The sequence below is a fragment of the Nonomuraea sp. NPDC051298 genome, assembly GCF_055586305.1.
In genome coordinates this window covers 25,671-42,079 of sequence record NZ_JBVJIM010000009.1, presented here as the reverse complement: position 1 = coordinate 42,079, position 16,409 = coordinate 25,671, and the positions used below count along the sequence as shown (strand labels likewise).

The window sequence follows — 16,409 nt, the reverse complement described above, 5'->3', positions numbered from 1 at the left end:
GGGGACCGGGCAAGTCGGCACGATCTACCCCTGTGGTCTGGTGGAATCTAGTGCTGTGAGTGGTCAGACCTGGCGGTTGGTGCGGCGAGGCAGCGGTGGGCCCGTTGTGCCTCCTGTGCTCGATGAGCACCAGCGTGCCGTGGTCGGGCACGAGGGCGGTCCGCTGCTCGTCCTCGCGGGCCCCGGCACCGGCAAGACCACCACGATCGTCGAGAGCGTGGTCGACCGGATCGAGCGGCGCGGCGTCGACCCCGAGCGCGTGCTCATCCTCACCTTCAGCCGCAAGGCCGCGGAAGAGCTGCGCCGGCGCGTCACCGCCCGGCTGCGCCGCACCACCCGCACCCCGCTGGCCCTGACCTTCCACTCCTACGCCTACGCGCTGCTGCGCCGCGAGCGCGTGCTGGCGGGCAAGGCCCCGCCGCGCCTGCTCACCGGCCCCGAGCAGCTCCTGGAGATCCGGCGGCTGCTCCACGGCGAGCTGGAGAGCGGCGCACTCGACTGGCCCGCCTCGCTGCGCGAGCCGCTCAAGACCCGCGGCTTCGCCGAGGAGCTGCGCGACTTCCTGTCCCGGGCCAACGAGCGCGGGCTCGACGGCGAGCGCCTGGTCGCCCTGGGCCGGTTGCACGGTCGCGCCGACTGGGCGGCGGCGGGCCGCTTCGCCGAGCGCTACCAGGACCGCTTCGACCTGGCCCCCGAGGAGACCTACGACTACGCCGAGCTGGTCGGGGCCGCCACCGCGGTGCTGGCGAGCCCGGAGGTGCGCGAGCGCGAGCGGGCCGCGCACGACGCGGTCTTCGTGGACGAATACCAGGACACCGACCCGGCCCAGGAGCTGCTGCTGACCCAGCTCGCCGGCGACGGCCGCGACCTGGTCGCGGTGGGCGACCCCGACCAGTCGATCTACGGGTTCAGGGGCGCTGACGTGCAGGCCATCATGAAGTTCCCCGAGCGCTTCACGACCCTCGACGGCCGTGAGGCGCCGGTGCTGGCGCTGCGGGTGTGCCGCAGGAGCGGGGCCGACCTGCTGGAGGCGTCCAGGCGGGTGGCGGCCAAGCTGCCGGTCGCCCCCGCCCCCGGGCACGACCAGCGCCACGGCCACCGAGACCTGCTGCCGCTGCCCGACGCCGACCCCGGCGACGTACGCGTGCTGCTGGCCGACAGCACCAGCCAGGAGGCCGCCATCGTGGCCGACACCCTGCGCCGTGCCCACCTGATCGACGGGGTGCCGTGGCACCGGATGGCGGTGCTGGTCCGCTCGGCCAGGCGGCAGGTGCCGCTGCTGCGGCGGGCGCTGGTCAACGCCGGCGTGCCGACGATGATCGCGGGCGACGAGGTGCCGATCGCGCAGGAGCCCGGCGTGCGTCCGCTGCTCACGATGTTGCGCGTGGCGCTCGACCGGTCGCAGCTCGACGAGGGGGTGGCGGAGGAGCTGCTGACCGGGCCGCTCGGCGGCACCGACATGATCGGCGTACGCCGCCTGCGCCGCGCCCTCAAGATCGCCGAGAACGAGGCGCTGAACGCCGAGGAGACGTCGTCCCGCGCCGGGGCGCCGAGTTCCGACGAGCCGCCGTCGAGGGCGGAGGCGCGAAGCGACAAGGGGGCGTCGCCGGGGGACGAGACGGCGCACGAGACGGCGCACGAGACGGCGGCGCGGGCCAAGGCGCGTTCGTCCGGTGAGCTGCTCGTGGCCGCCGTCGAAGACCTCCGTGAGCTGACCCGCGTCGAGCCCCACGTCGCGCTGCCCGCCGAGCGGGTGGCCAGGCTGCTGGCCACCGCCCGCGAGGCCGCGCGCCAGGGCGGCACCGCGGAAGACCTCCTGTGGGCCGTCTGGCAGGGCAGCGGCCTGGCCGAGCGCTGGAGCGAGCTGAGCCTGCAGAGCGGCCCCAGGGGCGCCCAGGCCGACCGCGACCTCGACGCCGTGGTGGCGCTGTTCGACCACGCGGCCAGGTTCGTCGACCGGATGCCGATGGCGGGCCCCGAGGTGTTCCTCGACGACCTGGCCGCCCAGGAGATCCCCGGCGACACGCTCGCCGACCGGGCCCCCGACGGCGACGCCGTACGCGTGCTGACCGCCCACCGCTCCAAGGGCCTCGAGTGGGACGTCGTGGTCGTCGCGGGTGTGCAGGAGGGCGTCTGGCCCGACCTGCGCCTGCGCGGGTCCATGCTGGGCGCCGACGACCTCGTGGAGGTGGCCGAGGGCGCCGAGCCCAGCGCCGCCTCGCTGGCCTCCAAGCTGCTGGCCGAGGAGCGCAGGCTGTTCTACGTGGCCGCGACCAGGGCCAGGCGCAGGCTGGTGGTCACCGCCGTGGGCGGAGAGGACACCGACGAGCGCCCGTCCAGGTTCCTGTCGGAGCTGATGCCGGGCGCGGTCGAGCCGGCCACGGTCGACGACCGGGCCCGCTGGCTGAACATGCCCGCGCTGGTGGCCGACCTGCGCAGCGCGGTGACCGACCCCACCAAGCCGCGCAGGCTCCGCCACCGTGCGGCGCGGCAGCTCGCCCGCCTGGCCGCCGCCGGCGTGCAGGGCGCCCACCCCAACGACTGGTACGCCCTCACCCCCATCTCCGACGACCGCCCCCTGAGCTGGCCCGACGGCGTCGTCAGCATCTCGCCGTCGGCGGTCGAGAGCTTCACCAAGTGCGGCCTGCGCTGGCTGCTGGAGACGGCGGTCGGCGCGGCGGGCACGAGCACCGCCCAGGGCCTGGGCAACATCATCCACGCGCTGGCCGTGCTGGCGGCCACCGACCTGCCCAGCGAAGACCTGCTGGGCGACCGCCTCGACCAGATCTGGAACACCCTCGACTTCGGCGGCGTCTGGTACAACCGCAAGCAGCGCCAGGTCGCCGAGCAGATGATCGGCAAGTTCCTGCGCTGGCACGAGGACAATCCACGCGAGCTGGTGGCCCTGGAGGAGGCGTTCACGGCGATGGTGTCGGAGGGCGTGCAGATCAAGGGCCGCGTCGACCGCGTCGAGCGCGACTCCGACGACCGCGCGGTGATCATCGACCTCAAGACGGGCGGCTCCAAGCCCAAGGCGGGCGACCTCGACCGCCACCCGCAGCTCGGCGTCTACCAGTTGGCCGCGCTGCTCGGCGCCTTCGCCCGCCACGGCATGACCGAGCCGGGCGGCGCGGCGCTGGTACAGCTCGGCAAGGCGGCGGGCAAGAACGACGCGCTGGAGCAGGGGCAGCGGCCGCTGGCCGACGACCACGACCCGGGCTGGGCGGCAGACCTGGTCGACACCGTGGCCACCGGCATGTCGGGCCCGTTCTTCCAGGCCAAGGTCAACGACGGCTGCCGCACCTGCGCGGCCAGGGTGAGCTGCCCGGTCAACGACAACGGGGGCCAGGTGTGCTGACCCCGGCCGAACTCGCCGGCAAGCTCGGCATCCTGCCCCCCACACCCGAGCAGGCGGTGGTCATCGAGTCGCCGCTGGAGCCGACGGTCGTCATGGCCGGCGCGGGCTCGGGCAAGAGCGAGACCATGGCGGGACGGGTGGTCTGGCTGGTCGCCAACGGCCTGGTCAGACCGGAAAACGTGCTGGGCCTGACGTTCACCCGCAAGGCCGCCGCCGAGCTGGCCACCCGGGTGCGAGAGCGGCTCACCGGCCTGGCCGAGGCGGGCCTGGTCGAGCCGGGCGCGCTCGACGACGAGCCGACCGTGTCCACCTACCACGCCTACGCCGCCCGCCTGGTCACCGACCACGCGCTGCGCGACGGGCTCGAACCGACCATGCGCCTGGTCACCCCGGCCGTGTCGTGGCAGCTCGCCTCGCGCGTGGTGGCGAAGTACGACGGCCCGATGGACAAGATCGAGCTGGGCCCGCCCTCGGTCACGGCCGCGCTGCTGGAGCTGGCGGGCGAGCTGTCCGAGCACCTGCGCGGGCCCTCCGACGTGCGCCGGGTGGGGGAGTGGCTGCGGGGGAGGCACGACCTGCTGCCGGGCCGCACCACGCTGGCGCAGCGCAGGCCGCTCACCGTGCAGGCGGCCAGGGAGCAGCTCCTGCCGCTGGTGGAGGCGTACGAACGGCTCAAGCGCGCCCGCGAGGTCATCGACTACGGCGACCAGATGTCGCTGGCCGCCCGGATCGCCGCCGGCCACAAGGAGGTCGGCGAGATCGAGCGGTCCCGCTACTCCGTGGTCCTGCTCGACGAATACCAGGACACCAGCCACGCCCAGCTCGTCCTGCTGCGCTCGCTCTACGGCGGCGGCCACCCGGTCACCGCCGTGGGCGACCCCTGCCAGTCGATCTACGGCTGGCGCGGCGCCTCGGCAGGAAACCTGCGCCGCTTCCCCCGGGACTTCCGTACGGCCACCGGTGACGAGGCCCCGGTGCGGCAGCTCGGCGTCAGCTTCCGCAACGGCGACCGCGTGCTCGACGTCGCCGCCCGCGTCCAGATCCCGCTGCGGATGGAGGCCCGCGAGGTGCCCGTCCTGGTGCCCGGCCCCAACCGCGTCGATCGGGGCCGCGTCACCTGCGCCTTCCACGAGACCGCCGACGACGAGGCCACGTGGATCGCCGAGGGCATCGCGAAGATCCTCGGCCAGGAGGTCGCCCCCGACGGCCTGCCCTGGGGCGAGAAGGAGCGCAAGAAGACCCTCGCCGTCCAGCCCCAGGACGTCGCCATCCTGGCCCGCAAGCGCTCGCAGTTCCCCGCGTTGCGCAGGGCGCTGGAAGAGCGTGACATCCCGGTCGAGGTGGTGGGTCTGGGCGGCCTGCTGACCGTGCCAGAGGTGAGCGACATCGTCGCCACCCTGCGCGTCCTGTACGACCCCACGGCCGGCGACGCGCTGGCCCGGCTGCTGGCCGGCCCCCGCTGGCGGATCGGCCCGGCCGACCTGCGGGTGCTGGGCGAGCACGCCCGCACGCTGGCCCGCGAGCTGAGCGACAGCGGCCGCGAGTCCGACCCGCTCGACCAGGTGGTGGCCGACCTGGCCGAAGAGCGCGGCAGCCTGGTCGACGCGCTCGACGAGCTGCCCGACAGGGAGGGGTGGCTGGAGCCGTTCTCGCCGCTGGCCCGCACCAGGCTGGTCGCGCTCGCCCACGAGCTGCGCCACCTGCGCGCCCACACCGCGCAGCCGCTGCCCGACCTGATCACCGAGGTCGAGCGCAGGCTCGGGCTCGACATCGAGGTGGCCGCGCGCAGCACCACGGCGGGCGCGTTCGCGGCGCGGGCCGACCTCGACGCGTTCCTCGACGCGGCGTCCAGGTTCGCCGGCGACGCGGAGGACCCGACGCTGGGGGCGTTCCTGGCCTATCTGCAGGCGGCGGAGAGCGAGGAGTTCGGGCTGGAGGCGGGCCGGGTCGGCGAGAGCAACAGCGTCAAGCTGATGACCGTGCACGCCTCCAAGGGCCTGGAGTGGCCGATCGTGGTGGTGCCCGGCCTGTCGCAGCTCGTCAGCTCGAAGGGGACGATCGCGACCGGCAGCATCTTTCCCGCCACGCCGGTCATGAACAGCCGCTGGACGGAAAACCCGCGCAAGCTCCCCTACGGGTTGCGCGGCGACGCGGCCGACCTGCCGCGGCTCGGCGGGCTGAGCAAGGAGGAGCTGGCGGCGTTCGACGAGCACTGCCGCGAGCGCGACCTGCTGGAGGAGCGCAGGCTCGCCTACGTGGCCGTGACCCGCGCCCACTACCACCTGATCGCCTCCGGCTACCGCTGGGGCAGCGCCACCAAGCCCCTTGAGCCGTCCGACTTCCTGCTGGAGATCCGCGACACCGCCGACCGCGTCTCGTTCTGGGCCGACGACCTGGCCGAGGGCGCCACCAACCCGCTGCTCGCCGAGCCCGCCGAGGCCACCTGGCCGGTCACGCCCGAGGGGCTGCGCTACGAGTCGGTGCTCGACGGCGCCCGGCTGGTCGAGGACGCCCTGGCGGGCACGCTGGGGGAGGACGACGACGAGCCGCTCAAGGCGTACGAGGAGGAGCGGCTGCGCGCCTGGGACCGCGACACCGACCTGCTGCTGCGCGAGCGCGAGCTGCACCGCCGCCGCCCGTCCACCACGGTCGAGCTGCCGCTGAAGCTGACCGTGTCGTCGCTGGTCACGCTGGCCGCCGACGCGCGCGAGCTGGCCCGCAGGATCCGCCGTCCCGTGCCGGTCCAGCCCGCGCCGCTGGCCCGCAGGGGCACCTCGTTCCACAGGTGGCTGGAGACCCGGTGGGACCAGCAGCGGCTCATCGACGACCTCGAGCTCTACGACGAGGAGCTCGAGGAGGCCGACGTGCGGCTGGCCGAGCTGCAGGAGCGTTTCGAGGAGAGCGAGTGGGCCGACCGGCGGCCGGTCGACCTCGAGGTGCCGTTCGAGACCATGATCGCCGACCGGCTGGTGCGCGGGCGCATGGACGCCGTCTTCCAGCGGCCCGACGGCGGCTACGAGGTCGTCGACTGGAAGACCGGGCAGCCGCCCAGGGGCAGGAAGGCCGCGCGGGTGGCGTCGGTGCAGCTCGCCGCGTACCGGCTGGCCTGGTCGCACCTGGCGGGGGTGCCGCTGGAGCGGGTGGGGGCGGCCTTCCACTACGTACGCGCCAACCGCACCGTGCGCCCGGTCGACCTGCTCGACGCCGACGGCCTGGTGGCGCTCGTCGAAGGGGTCAGGCTCTTAGATAGTGGAACGCCGGCTTCGGGTGCATGAGGAAGTCGTGGTGCGAGATGTTCCAGGCGTAGGCCCCGGCCAGCGCGAAGATCACGGTGTCGCCCACGGCGGCCGAGGTCACGACGTCGCGGGCGAAGACGTCCTTCGGGGTGCAGAGCTGCCCGACGAACGTGATCGGCTCGCCGGCCACGCGCGGGCCCGCGCCGCCGCCGGTGGGCACGATCGCGAACGGCTGGTCGTGCCCCTTGGTCACCGGCGTGCGCAGGTGGTGGGTGCCGCCCAGCACCACCGCGTACGCCTGGCCGCGCACCCGCTTCACGTCCACCACCCGGGTCACGTAGTACCCGCAGTACGCGGTCAGCGCCCGCCCCGGCTCGATCCGCAGCCGCCTGCCCCGCGCCAGCGCCGCCAGCCCGGCCCCGTACGCGGCCCAGTCGAACCGGGTCCCCGGCGAGGTGTACGACACCGCCATCCCGCCCCCCAGGTTGACCTCCTCGTACGCGTGCTCCAGCAGCCCGCGGGCCAGCTCCAGCAGGGGCCAGGCCGCCAGCCCGCTGGCCAGGTGGGCGTGCAGGCCGCGCAGCCGTACGCGGTCGCGGAAGAGCGGCAGGCACTCGGCGATCCCGTCCTCGTCCATGCCGAACGGCCCGCTCATGGTCAGCGCCGCGCCCTCGACCGGCAGGCCGGGGTTGAGCCGGAGCAGCACGTCCGCCTCCAGCCCCGTGGCGAGCAGGCGGCGCAGCTCGTTCGGTGACTCGACGTGGAGGCGGTGGTGCGGCAGGCGCAGCTCCGCGTCGGTCTTGCCGGGCCCGCCCAGGGCCACCGGCAGGCCCGGGAACAGGCGTGTAACGTGCGCGTGCTCGCCCGCCGACGACACCTCGAACCCGTCCACGTGGCCCGCCAGCACCCGCAGCAGCTCGGCGTCGGGGTTGGCCTTGACCGCGTAGTACAGCTCGGTGCCTCCCAGCGCCCGCCGTACGGACGCCACGTGCTCGTCCAGGGCGGGCAGGTCATAGAGATAGGCCGGGGCCTCGCCGAGACGCACAGCGGCCTCCTGGACGCGCGGGCCGATCAGACGAGCGAGTTCCCCGGACGGGGCGTGGTCGGCGGTCATGCGAGCGGGTTCGCGATCGGGACGTAACCGGCGGCGCGGTCGGCCGCTCTGGCCCAGCGCACGCCCAGGTTCGCCTTGGCGGGCAGCGGGGCCCCGGCGAGCAGGTCCGACAGGGGCAGCGGCCGGCCCAGGGCGGCGGCCTGCCGGGCGAACAGGCCGCGCGCCGCCTGCCACAGCTCGCGCAGCAGCGCGTCGTCCCGGCCCGCGACGGTGGCGGCGATCTCGGTGAGGTGGTTGACCAGCAGGCAGTAGACCACGCGGGCCCAGCCGCGCTCGGCGTCGTAGGTGAGCGCGCGGGCCACCTCGGGCCGCAGCCCGCCCAGGTCGTGGCGGCCCTCGACCAGTTTGGCGCCCTCCAGGTCGCGGAAGACGCCCTCCACGGGGTGCCCTGCGGGGTCGAGGCCCACCAGGACGTTCTGCAGGTGGGGTTCCAGCACCACGCCGTGCGCGAAGTACAGCTCCAGGACGGGCAGCGCGACCACGGTCACGTACGCCCGCCACCACGCGAGGGGGTCGAGCGCGGGGGCGTCCAGGGCGAGGGCGGCCGACATGACCGGGGTCACGCCGGGGGAGCAGACCGTCCAGGGGCTCCGCCTGACGATCACCCCGAGCCCTTCGTGCAGCCTGGTGCCGAGGGCGGCCGAACGGTAGCCGGGCTCGGGTAGCCACCGGGTGCCGGGATGGCCGGCCGCGGTCGCGTCGAACGCGGGCCCGAGCCGCCGGGTCAGCTCCACGGCGCCGGCCAGCTCGTACCAGGCGTTCTTGCGTACGCAGTTCGTGATCCGTACGTCCAGGGAGAACTTCAGGCAGACCTCCGCCTCAGGGACGTACACGGTCCGTACGGACGAGGTCGGCACGACGACCGGCCCTGGCCCCAGATCCACCAACTCGTCCCCGAGGACCGGCCGCAGCAGTTCGAGCTGCCACGGATGAGCGGGAAGCACCCGGTACCCGGCGGGCGCCCGGCCCAGCGCGTCGAGCACCGCCGTGTCGCCGCCCTCGGCCAGCACGTCCTCCCGCACGCCGAGCAGCCTGAGGGGGAACTCGGCGTGCGCCTCGGGCGCGTACCGCAGCCAGCCCTCGCCGCCGCGCGCCTTGGGGCTGGGGTGGAACGGGTGCCCGTACACCAGGGCCTGTTCGGAGGCCAGCCAGGGATCGGCGGGCGGCACGGCCTCGGCCCTGGCCCGCAGGATCGCGGCCATGGCCGCCCTGCTGGCGGCCACCTGCCCCGCGAACTCCTCGTTGTGCCCCCGCAGCTCGGCCTCCACCAGCCCGACCAGCTCGTCGGCCGGTAACGGCTGCCAGGCGCCGGCCGTCAGGCGTTCGGCCTGGCCGTCGAAGCGCAGCGCCGCGCCGCCGTGCGTACGGACCCGCAGCAGCGTCCCCGCCACCCGCAACAGCAGGTACGGCGGGGCCGGCCACACCAGGCCGCGCGGCCCGGCCACCTCCCGCACGCAGCAGCGCAGCAGGGCCGCCGACGTCGCCTCCTCGGCCAGGCCGGAGGGCGCGTCGATGGCGAGTCCGTGCATTCAGGCTCTCCTCAGGTAGTTGGGGCCGCTGGTGCCGTAGAACTTGTTGACGTCGCGTGCGCCGGAGCGTTCCTTCGAGACCAGCGTCCCTGCGGTGATCATGGACTTGCCGGTGAGCCTGGCCGCGTCGAGGGTCCTGGCGCGCAGGAGCCTGGCCATGGGGTCGTCGCCGTACTCGTCGAGCGCGGCGGCCAGCGTGTCGCGCAGCAGCGTGGCGGCACTGGCGGGCGGCAGGGCGCCGAAGGTCACGGCGGCGGCGGCCAGGTGCAGCGTGATGGTGACGAAGACGTCGGCCAGGGCGTGCGGGTCGTCGTTGAGCAGGCGCTCGTCGGCGAAGTCCGGCACCGCGATCCCGGCCGCCCGTAACCGTGCGGGGGAGGCCAGCAGGCCGTCGTTGTCCTTGACCAGCAGGCGCATCCGGCCGTCGCGGAACAGCAGGGCGAGGTTCTGCTGGTGGGCTTCGAGCGCGACGCCGTAGCGGACGAACAGGCGTACGTTCCAGCGCAGCAGCAGCCGCAGGTAGTCCGGCAGCACGTTGCCCAGCTCGTCGAGCACGCCGGGCGCGGCCAGCGCGGCGACCGGCACGATCTTCCCCTCCGGCAGCCGCCTGGCCATCCAGGCGAGGTACTCGTGCCCGGTCTGCGCGTACGTCTGCTCGTCGGCGAGCACCACGCCGGGGCCGGCCAGCTCGCGCAGCAGCAGCTCGGCCCTGGCGCCGTCGGCCAGCGTCCCTGGCTTGATCGAGCGCCGGTTCCTGGCGCCCAGGGTGCTGATGGGCAGGGGCAGCTTGAGGTGCAGGCGGGGGGTGACCTCGACGGTCCGCATCGACAGCGTGGGCCGTACGGTGAGCGCGGACTCGTCCAGCATCCGCACCCCGCCGATCTTCCGCACCTCGTCCACGGTCAGCGGATGCACGGGGAACAGCACCTCACCGGTCCCGGGCAGGGGCGTCACGTCGGCGGGGAGGCGGAGGGCGGAGCCCGGGGCGAGCGCCCCGCGCGGCACGGCCGCCCACCGCAGCTCGAAGGCGGGCGCGAACTCCGGCGCGTACGCGAACAGCTCGCCCTCGCTCAGCCCCACGCGCGCGCGGGAGGTCGGATAGAGCGGATGGTCCACGAACGCGGCCAGCGTCTCGTACGAGGGCCGCCCGCGCAGCACCTCGCCGGCGACCCCGTCGTGCAGCTCCAGCGCCGCCAGCGCGGCCACGCACTCCTCGAAGAAGGCCGCCACCCCCTCGGAGTCCGCCGGGTGGGAGACCTCCACCAGCGTCTCCAGCACCTGCTCCAGGCCCAGCAGCTCGTCCGCCGCGACCGCGAGGTCCTGGAACGGCGCGCCGGTCGACAACCGCACCCAGCGCCCGTCGGCCAGCAGCAGCCCCGGACCCCGGCTGGTCCTGGTGACGCGGGCGGCCAGCCCTCCGTAGTTCTCGCGCAGCAGGGTGTCCAGCACCCGGGCGGCCAGGTAAGCCTCCCGAGCGCTCATTCGACCACCCACGGCCGCGTCGCCCGGTACCGCTCGACGGCCGCGTCCACCCGCTCCCGCGAGGGGCCGACGGCTCGTACCACGCCCAGGTAGTCGCGGTTCGTACGGGTGAGGGAGATGGCGTCCCCCACGGCTCGCAGGGGACGGTGCCACAGCCGTACGTCGCCGTCGTGGACGGACTCGTGCCCCGGCGCCTCCTTGACCGTCCCCGGCCGGTCCGCGACGAGGCTGACGGCGCTCCCGTACGCGGAGGTCTCGGGCGGCGCGGGCACCCGATGGCCGAGGTGCGCCCGCAGGATCCACTCGAACAGCGGCACCCCGAGCACGTCGGCCAGCAGGAAGTCGCAGTGGTCGCCGATCACCCGGTAGTTCACCTCGACGATCCGCGGACCTGCCGGGGTGAGCACGTACTCGGTGTGGCAGGCGCCGAAGCCCACCCCGAGCGCCCCCAGCGCCGCCAGCACGTGCTCGTGCGGCCCCTCCGGCGCCCAGTCGAGCCGCTCCTCGACGAAGTGCGGCAACGCCCCCAGCGTCGTCTCGAACCCGCCGAGCACCCGCAGCCCGGCGTCGTCCCCGAGCGTCTCGAGCGTACGCAGTGGCCCTTCCAGGTACTCCTCCACGACCAGCGCCGCGCCCGGCCGCCGCGTCCTGGCCTCGGCCACCGCCCCGGCCAGGTCGCGCTCGACCAGCACGACGTCCTCGCTGGCCACGCCCTCGCGGGGTTTCAGCACGACCGGGTACGGCACCTCCCGCGGCACCGGGTCACCGGGAGCGAGCCTGACGGAGAACACCCGCTCGATCCCGGCCTCGCGGAGCCTGCGCCGCATCAGGAACTTGTTCTTGGCCGACGCGCACGCCCGCCAGTCCTTGCCCGGCAGCCCGAAGTACGCCGCGGCCAGCGCGGTCTCCGCCTGAAGGTGGTCGGAGTTGGTGAAGATCGCCGCCGGTCTGCCGAGCTGCTCGACGGCGTCGATCACGGCGCGCGCGTCGCGTACGTCGCACGCGACCGCGTCCGGGTGCCGCTCCGGGCGGTCGGTCAGAATCGTCACCTCGCAACCGAGCGCCCGTGCGGCGGGCAGGAAGCCGTCCGTCACGGAGTCGGTTGGTTTGAGCGCGGTCAGGTAGAGCCGCAACGCGAAGGCACCCCCGAGGATCAGGTAAGGCTAACCTAACTCATTGATCCTAGCCCGAGAGAGATCATCGCGGGGCCTGGTTACCGTAATCAGCGGCTAACTGCGAGGTCATAGGATGACAGGGGACTCGGGAGGGGACGGCCAGTGCAGACCGCGGAAGAGCAACTCATCGGGCCACTGCTGCTCGCACGGGGGACCATCGACCGATCCTCGGCGCTGCGCGCCGACGATCGGTGGCTGGAGCAGGCGTGGGCCGACCCGGCGACCAGGGTGCTGCTGATCGACGACGGTCACACGCTGGTGCGGCGGTCGAGCGACGGGGCGGAGGCGGTGCTCTACGGCCCCGCCGACGCGCCGCCGGGGCAGCGCTACCTCCTGGGCGTCGAAGACGGGGTCGCCTACTTCGCGGTGGCCGCGCCGCTGCCCGGCGTGCCCAGGGGCGGCGACGTCAACGGCCGCGTGACGGTTCCCATGGCGCTGCGCGACACCCCGGAGGGCCGCCCGGTGCCGGCCGGGCTGCGCCAGGTGGGAGGGCTGCTCGGCGACCGCGACGCGGGGCTGCTGGTCTACGCCGTGGCGCTGGAGGCGTGGCACGCGACGCACGAGTTCTGCCCGCGCTGCGGGGCCCGCACCACGGTGCAGGCCGGCGGTCACGTCCGCGTCTGCCCGCAGGACGCCAGCCAGCACTTCCCGCGCGTCGACCCGGCCGTCATCATGCTCGTCCGCGACGCCGACGACCGCTGCCTGCTGGCCCGCGGGCCGCAGTGGCCGGAGGGGCGGCTGTCGATCCTGGCGGGGTTCGTGGAGCCGGGCGAGTCGCTGGAGGCGGCCGTCGTACGCGAGGTGGCGGAAGAGGTCGGCATCGCCGTCGCCAACCCGCGTTACCTCGGCAGCCAGCCCTGGCCGTTCCCGCGCAGCCTCATGCTCGGCTTCTTCGCCGAGGCCACGACCACCACGCTCACCCCCGACGCCGACGAGATCGCCGAGGCGCACTGGTACTCCAGAGAGCGGCTCGCGGAGGCGCTGGAGACGGGCGAGCTGCGGCTGCCCCCGCCCGTCTCGATCGCCCGCCGCCTCATCGAGACCTGGTACGGCGGCGAGCTGGTCGGCGACTGGTGACGTCAGGCCGCTTCGAGCAGGGCCTTGACCTCACGGGCGGAGGGGTTCGTCCGGACGACGCGGCCCCGGGGAGTGTCGATCACCACGGTCGGCACCGTCTGGTTGCCGTTGTTGACGCTCATCACGAACTCGGCGGCCGAAGGGTCACGCTCGATGTCGATCTCGTCGAAAACGATGCCCTCGCGCGCGAGCTGTGACTTGAGCCGCTTGCAGGGGCCGCACCACGTGGTGCTGTAGACCGTGAGCGCCATGTTGGGAAATCCCTCCAAGGTCAGGAAATCAGGCGATCCGTGCAACAACGCCCAGGGGTCGGTTAATCCCGGGGTTCCAGGTTCTCACCCGGTGCGCTCCGCGATCCATGCCTGCACCCGCTCGGTCACGCCCGGCTCCCGGTAGAGCGGGGAGCTGTGGTTGCTGCCCGGCTTCGTGACCACCGTCACCGGCACGCCGACCTGGCCGAGCATCTGCCGCAGGAGCTGGCTCTGCGCCGGCGGCACGAACTCCTTCTCCGAGTGGACGGCCAGCATCGGGGCGTCCTTGCGGCTGGCGTGCCAGGCCACCTCCATGCTGGCCCATACCTTCGAGCACTTGCCCTTGGGCGCGCAGCCGCCGGCCAGCTTGATGGCGGCCGTACGGAGCTTGCGCTTGTCGGGGTCGGCCGACTTCTCGCCGTCGGCGTACGCGCGCAGCGGCGAGATGATCGGCGACAGCCCCACCACGCCCTTGAGCCCGTTGATGCCGTCGCCGTACGTGCCCACGGCCGCCGCGATGTGCCCCCCGGCCGAGAAGCCGACCAGCACGTAGTTGCCCGGGTCGAACCCCCACCGGTCGGCGTGCTTGCGCGCCCGGGCGATCGCGGCGAGCGCGTCGGCGCGCTGCGCGGGCCAGGCCGCGTCACCCGAGAGGCGGTAGTTGAGGTTGAAGACCGTGTAACCCAGCTCGGCGTAGCCGCGGGTGATCTCCTTCATGTACTTCTTGTCGCCGCTGGACCACCAGCCGCCGTGGATGACGAACACGCCGGGCCGCTGCTGCCCGTCGGGCGTCCACCAGACGTCCATGCTCTGGCGCTGGTGCGAGCCGTACTTGACGGTCTCCACCGACAACCCGCCGAGCCCGTCGACGTCGATCCCGCTGGTCACCGTGGGGCCGGGGGCCGGGTCCTTGGCCGCGCTCGCCGTGACGGGTGTGAGCACCACCGCGGTGAGCGCGAGAACGCTCACGGAAACCGCAGTTCGCACGGCCTTCCTTTCCCCCATGGACGTGGTCGGGCCCCATTGTGGGGGAAGAGACCAGTTCTTTGCATCTTGCCGACGACGAGCATACGCCGGGGCGCATGTTGCCAGAATGAAGTCTTTCACCGCCGGCGCCTGGGAGGATTCAGTGGTGAGCAACGCGGACGACGTACTGATCGGGCTCGACCCCGAGCAACGCGCGGTCGCCGAGGCCGTGCGCGGTCCGGTGTGCGTGCTGGCCGGCGCGGGCACCGGCAAGACGAGGGCGATCACCCACCGCATCGCGTACGCGGTCCGCAGCGGCGCCGTCGACGCGCAGAGCGTGCTGGCTGTGACGTTCACCACCCGCGCGGCGGGCGAGCTGCGCCAGCGGCTGCGCGCGCTCAGCGCCCCCGCCGTCCAGGCCCGTACGTTCCACGCCGCCGCGCTGCGCCAGCTCACCTACTTCTGGCCGCGCGTGATCGGCGGTGCGGCCCCGTCGGTCATCGAGTCCAAGCTCCCGGTCCTGGCCGAGGCGTGCCGCAGGCTCCGCAGGACCCCCGACCGCGCCGAGCTGCGCGACATCGCCGCCGAGGTCGAGTGGGCCAAGGTCACCCAGATCGGCCCGGAAGACTACGTGGCCGCCGCGGCCAAGCACCACCGCACCCCGCCGATCGGGGCCGAGGAGGTGGCCCGGCTCTACGACGCGTACGAGCAGCTCAGGCGCGAGCGCCACCTGGTCGACTTCGAGACCATCCTCGAGCTGACCGCGGCCGTGATGACCGAGCACCAGGAGGTGGCCGGGCAGATCCGCCAGCAGTACCGCTACTTCGTGGTCGACGAGTACCAAGACGTCAACCCGCTGCAGAAGCTCCTGCTCGACACCTGGCTCGGAGGCCGCGACGACCTGTGCGTGGTCGGCGACCCCAACCAGACCATCTACTCCTTCACCGGCGCCAGCCCGCGCTATCTGACCGGGTTCGCGGTCGAGCATCCCGGCGCGGCCGTCATCAAGCTCGTCCGCGACTACCGCTCCACCCCGCAGGTGGTCGACCTGGCCAACCTCGTGATCGCCAAGGGCCGGTCCCCGCACCGCCTGGAGCTGGTCTCCCAGCGCCCCGACGGCCCCAAGCCGGTGTTCGCCGACTACGACGACGAGCCCGCGGAGGCCGCCGGCGTGGCCCGTGCCATCAGGAAGCTGCTCGACCAGGGCGTCCACGCCCGCGAGATCGCCGTGCTCTTCCGCGTCAACTCCCAGTCGGAGTCCTACGAGGAGGCGCTGGCCAAGGCCGAGATCCCCTACATCCTGCGCGGCGCGGAGCGCTTCTTCGAACGCCCCGAAGTACGCCAGGCCGTCGTCCTGCTGCGCGGGGCCGCCAGGTCCGCGGCGGGGGAGCCGCTGGCCTCCGAGGTCCACCACATCCTGAGCGGCATCGGCCTGACCCCCGCGCCGCCCGGCGGGGGCAAGGCCAGGGAGAAGTGGGAGTCGCTCAAGGCCCTGGCCGACCTGGCCGAGGACATGGCGGCGGAGGGAGCCGACCTGCCCGCGTTCGTCGCCGAGCTGGAACGCCGGGCCACCGAGCAGCACGCGCCGCCCGTGGAGGGCGTCACCCTGGCCTCGCTGCACGCCGCCAAGGGCCTGGAGTGGGACGCGGTGTTCCTCGTCGGGGTCACCGACGGCATGCTGCCCATCATCTACGCCGAGACCCCCGAGCAGATCGAGGAAGAACGCCGCCTCCTCTACGTGGGCCTCACCCGGGCCAGGGAACATCTGTCGATCTCGTGGGCCCTGGCCCGCGCGCCCGGTGGCCGCAAGGGCCGCCGCCCGTCCCGCTTCCTCGACGGCCTCACCGGGCGCGCCGCCGCCTCGGCGCGCGTGGTCGCGTCCGCCCCTCGCGAACGTCGGCAGGTGGCCGCGCCGATGAGCTGCCGGGTGTGCGCCAAGACGCTGGTGGCGGCGACCGAGCAGAAGCTGGGCCGCTGCTCGGCGTGCCCCGCCGACTACGACGAGGCGCTGCTCGAACGGCTGAAGTCCTGGCGCACGGCGACGGCCAAGGAGGGCAAGGTGCCGCCGTACGTCATCTTCACGGACGTGACGCTCCAGGCGATCGCTGAACGGGCGCCGGTCACGGAGCAGGACCTGCTGTCGATCGCGGGGGTCGGCAAGGTCAAGGTCGACCGGTACGGCGAAGCCGTCCTCACCCTCTGCCGCACCACCTGACCCGCG

Annotated in this window: 10 protein-coding genes; 4 read left to right on the top strand and 6 right to left on the bottom strand. The window is 73.7% G+C overall.

Going from position 1 to position 16,409, the window contains the following annotated elements; genetic code table 11:
- Nucleotides 1-115 precede the first annotated feature (115 nt).
- Together ACZ6S0_RS25240 and ACZ6S0_RS25235 are read left to right on the top strand one after the other, a co-directional pair.
- Nucleotides 116-3,358 carry an ATP-dependent helicase gene (locus ACZ6S0_RS25240; protein ID WP_465921782.1) on the top strand — a complete coding sequence of 1,081 codons (3,243 nt, stop codon included), beginning with the start codon at nt 116-118 and terminating at the stop codon, nt 3,356-3,358.
- Nucleotides 3,352-6,633 carry an ATP-dependent helicase gene (locus ACZ6S0_RS25235; protein ID WP_465921781.1) on the top strand — a complete coding sequence of 1,094 codons (3,282 nt, stop codon included), beginning with the start codon at nt 3,352-3,354 and terminating at the stop codon, nt 6,631-6,633. The genes ACZ6S0_RS25240 and ACZ6S0_RS25235 overlap by 7 nt, the downstream gene beginning before the upstream one ends.
- Here ACZ6S0_RS25235 and ACZ6S0_RS25230 read toward each other — a convergent pair.
- From ACZ6S0_RS25230 to ACZ6S0_RS25215, 4 genes are read right to left on the bottom strand one after another with little or no spacing between them, the layout of a single operon-like run.
- Nucleotides 6,593-7,708 (bottom strand): type III PLP-dependent enzyme domain-containing protein, encoded by a 1,116-nt coding sequence (locus tag ACZ6S0_RS25230; RefSeq protein ID WP_465921780.1) that lies wholly within the window; start codon nt 7,706-7,708, stop codon nt 6,593-6,595. The genes ACZ6S0_RS25235 and ACZ6S0_RS25230 overlap by 41 nt on opposite strands.
- Nucleotides 7,705-9,237, bottom strand: coding sequence for an IucA/IucC family protein (locus tag ACZ6S0_RS25225; RefSeq protein ID WP_465921779.1), 1,533 nt, complete (start codon nt 9,235-9,237; stop codon nt 7,705-7,707). The genes ACZ6S0_RS25230 and ACZ6S0_RS25225 overlap by 4 nt, the downstream gene beginning before the upstream one ends.
- Nucleotides 9,238-10,719 (bottom strand): IucA/IucC family protein, encoded by a 1,482-nt coding sequence (locus ACZ6S0_RS25220; RefSeq protein WP_465921778.1) that lies wholly within the window; start codon nt 10,717-10,719, stop codon nt 9,238-9,240. It lies immediately after the preceding gene.
- The gene (locus tag ACZ6S0_RS25215) at nt 10,716-11,852 is read right to left on the bottom strand and encodes a siderophore biosynthesis protein (protein ID WP_465921777.1); all 1,137 of its coding nucleotides are present in this window, start codon (nt 11,850-11,852) and stop codon (nt 10,716-10,718) included. Before ACZ6S0_RS25215 ends, ACZ6S0_RS25220 begins: the two co-directional genes overlap by 4 nt.
- A 144-nt stretch (nt 11,853-11,996) precedes the next feature.
- On the opposite strand from ACZ6S0_RS25215, the gene nudC reads away from it, so the two are divergent.
- On the top strand, nt 11,997-12,971 hold the full coding sequence (gene nudC, locus ACZ6S0_RS25210) for an NAD(+) diphosphatase (RefSeq protein WP_465921776.1): 975 nt from the start codon (nt 11,997-11,999) through the stop codon (nt 12,969-12,971).
- Nucleotides 12,972-12,973: 2 nt separating this feature from the next.
- On the opposite strand, the gene ACZ6S0_RS25205 is transcribed toward nudC, so the two are convergent.
- The gene (locus ACZ6S0_RS25205) at nt 12,974-13,222 is read right to left on the bottom strand and encodes a mycoredoxin (protein ID WP_344883729.1); all 249 of its coding nucleotides are present in this window, start codon (nt 13,220-13,222) and stop codon (nt 12,974-12,976) included.
- Nucleotides 13,223-13,306: 84 nt separating this feature from the next.
- Complete coding sequence (locus ACZ6S0_RS25200) at nt 13,307-14,191, bottom strand: alpha/beta hydrolase (protein WP_465921775.1); 885 nt, start codon at nt 14,189-14,191, stop codon at nt 13,307-13,309.
- A 163-nt stretch (nt 14,192-14,354) separates the two neighbouring features.
- On the opposite strand from ACZ6S0_RS25200, the gene ACZ6S0_RS25195 reads away from it, so the two are divergent.
- Nucleotides 14,355-16,403 (top strand): ATP-dependent DNA helicase UvrD2, encoded by a 2,049-nt coding sequence (locus ACZ6S0_RS25195; protein ID WP_465921774.1) that lies wholly within the window; start codon nt 14,355-14,357, stop codon nt 16,401-16,403.
- Nucleotides 16,404-16,409: the final 6 nt, after the last annotated feature.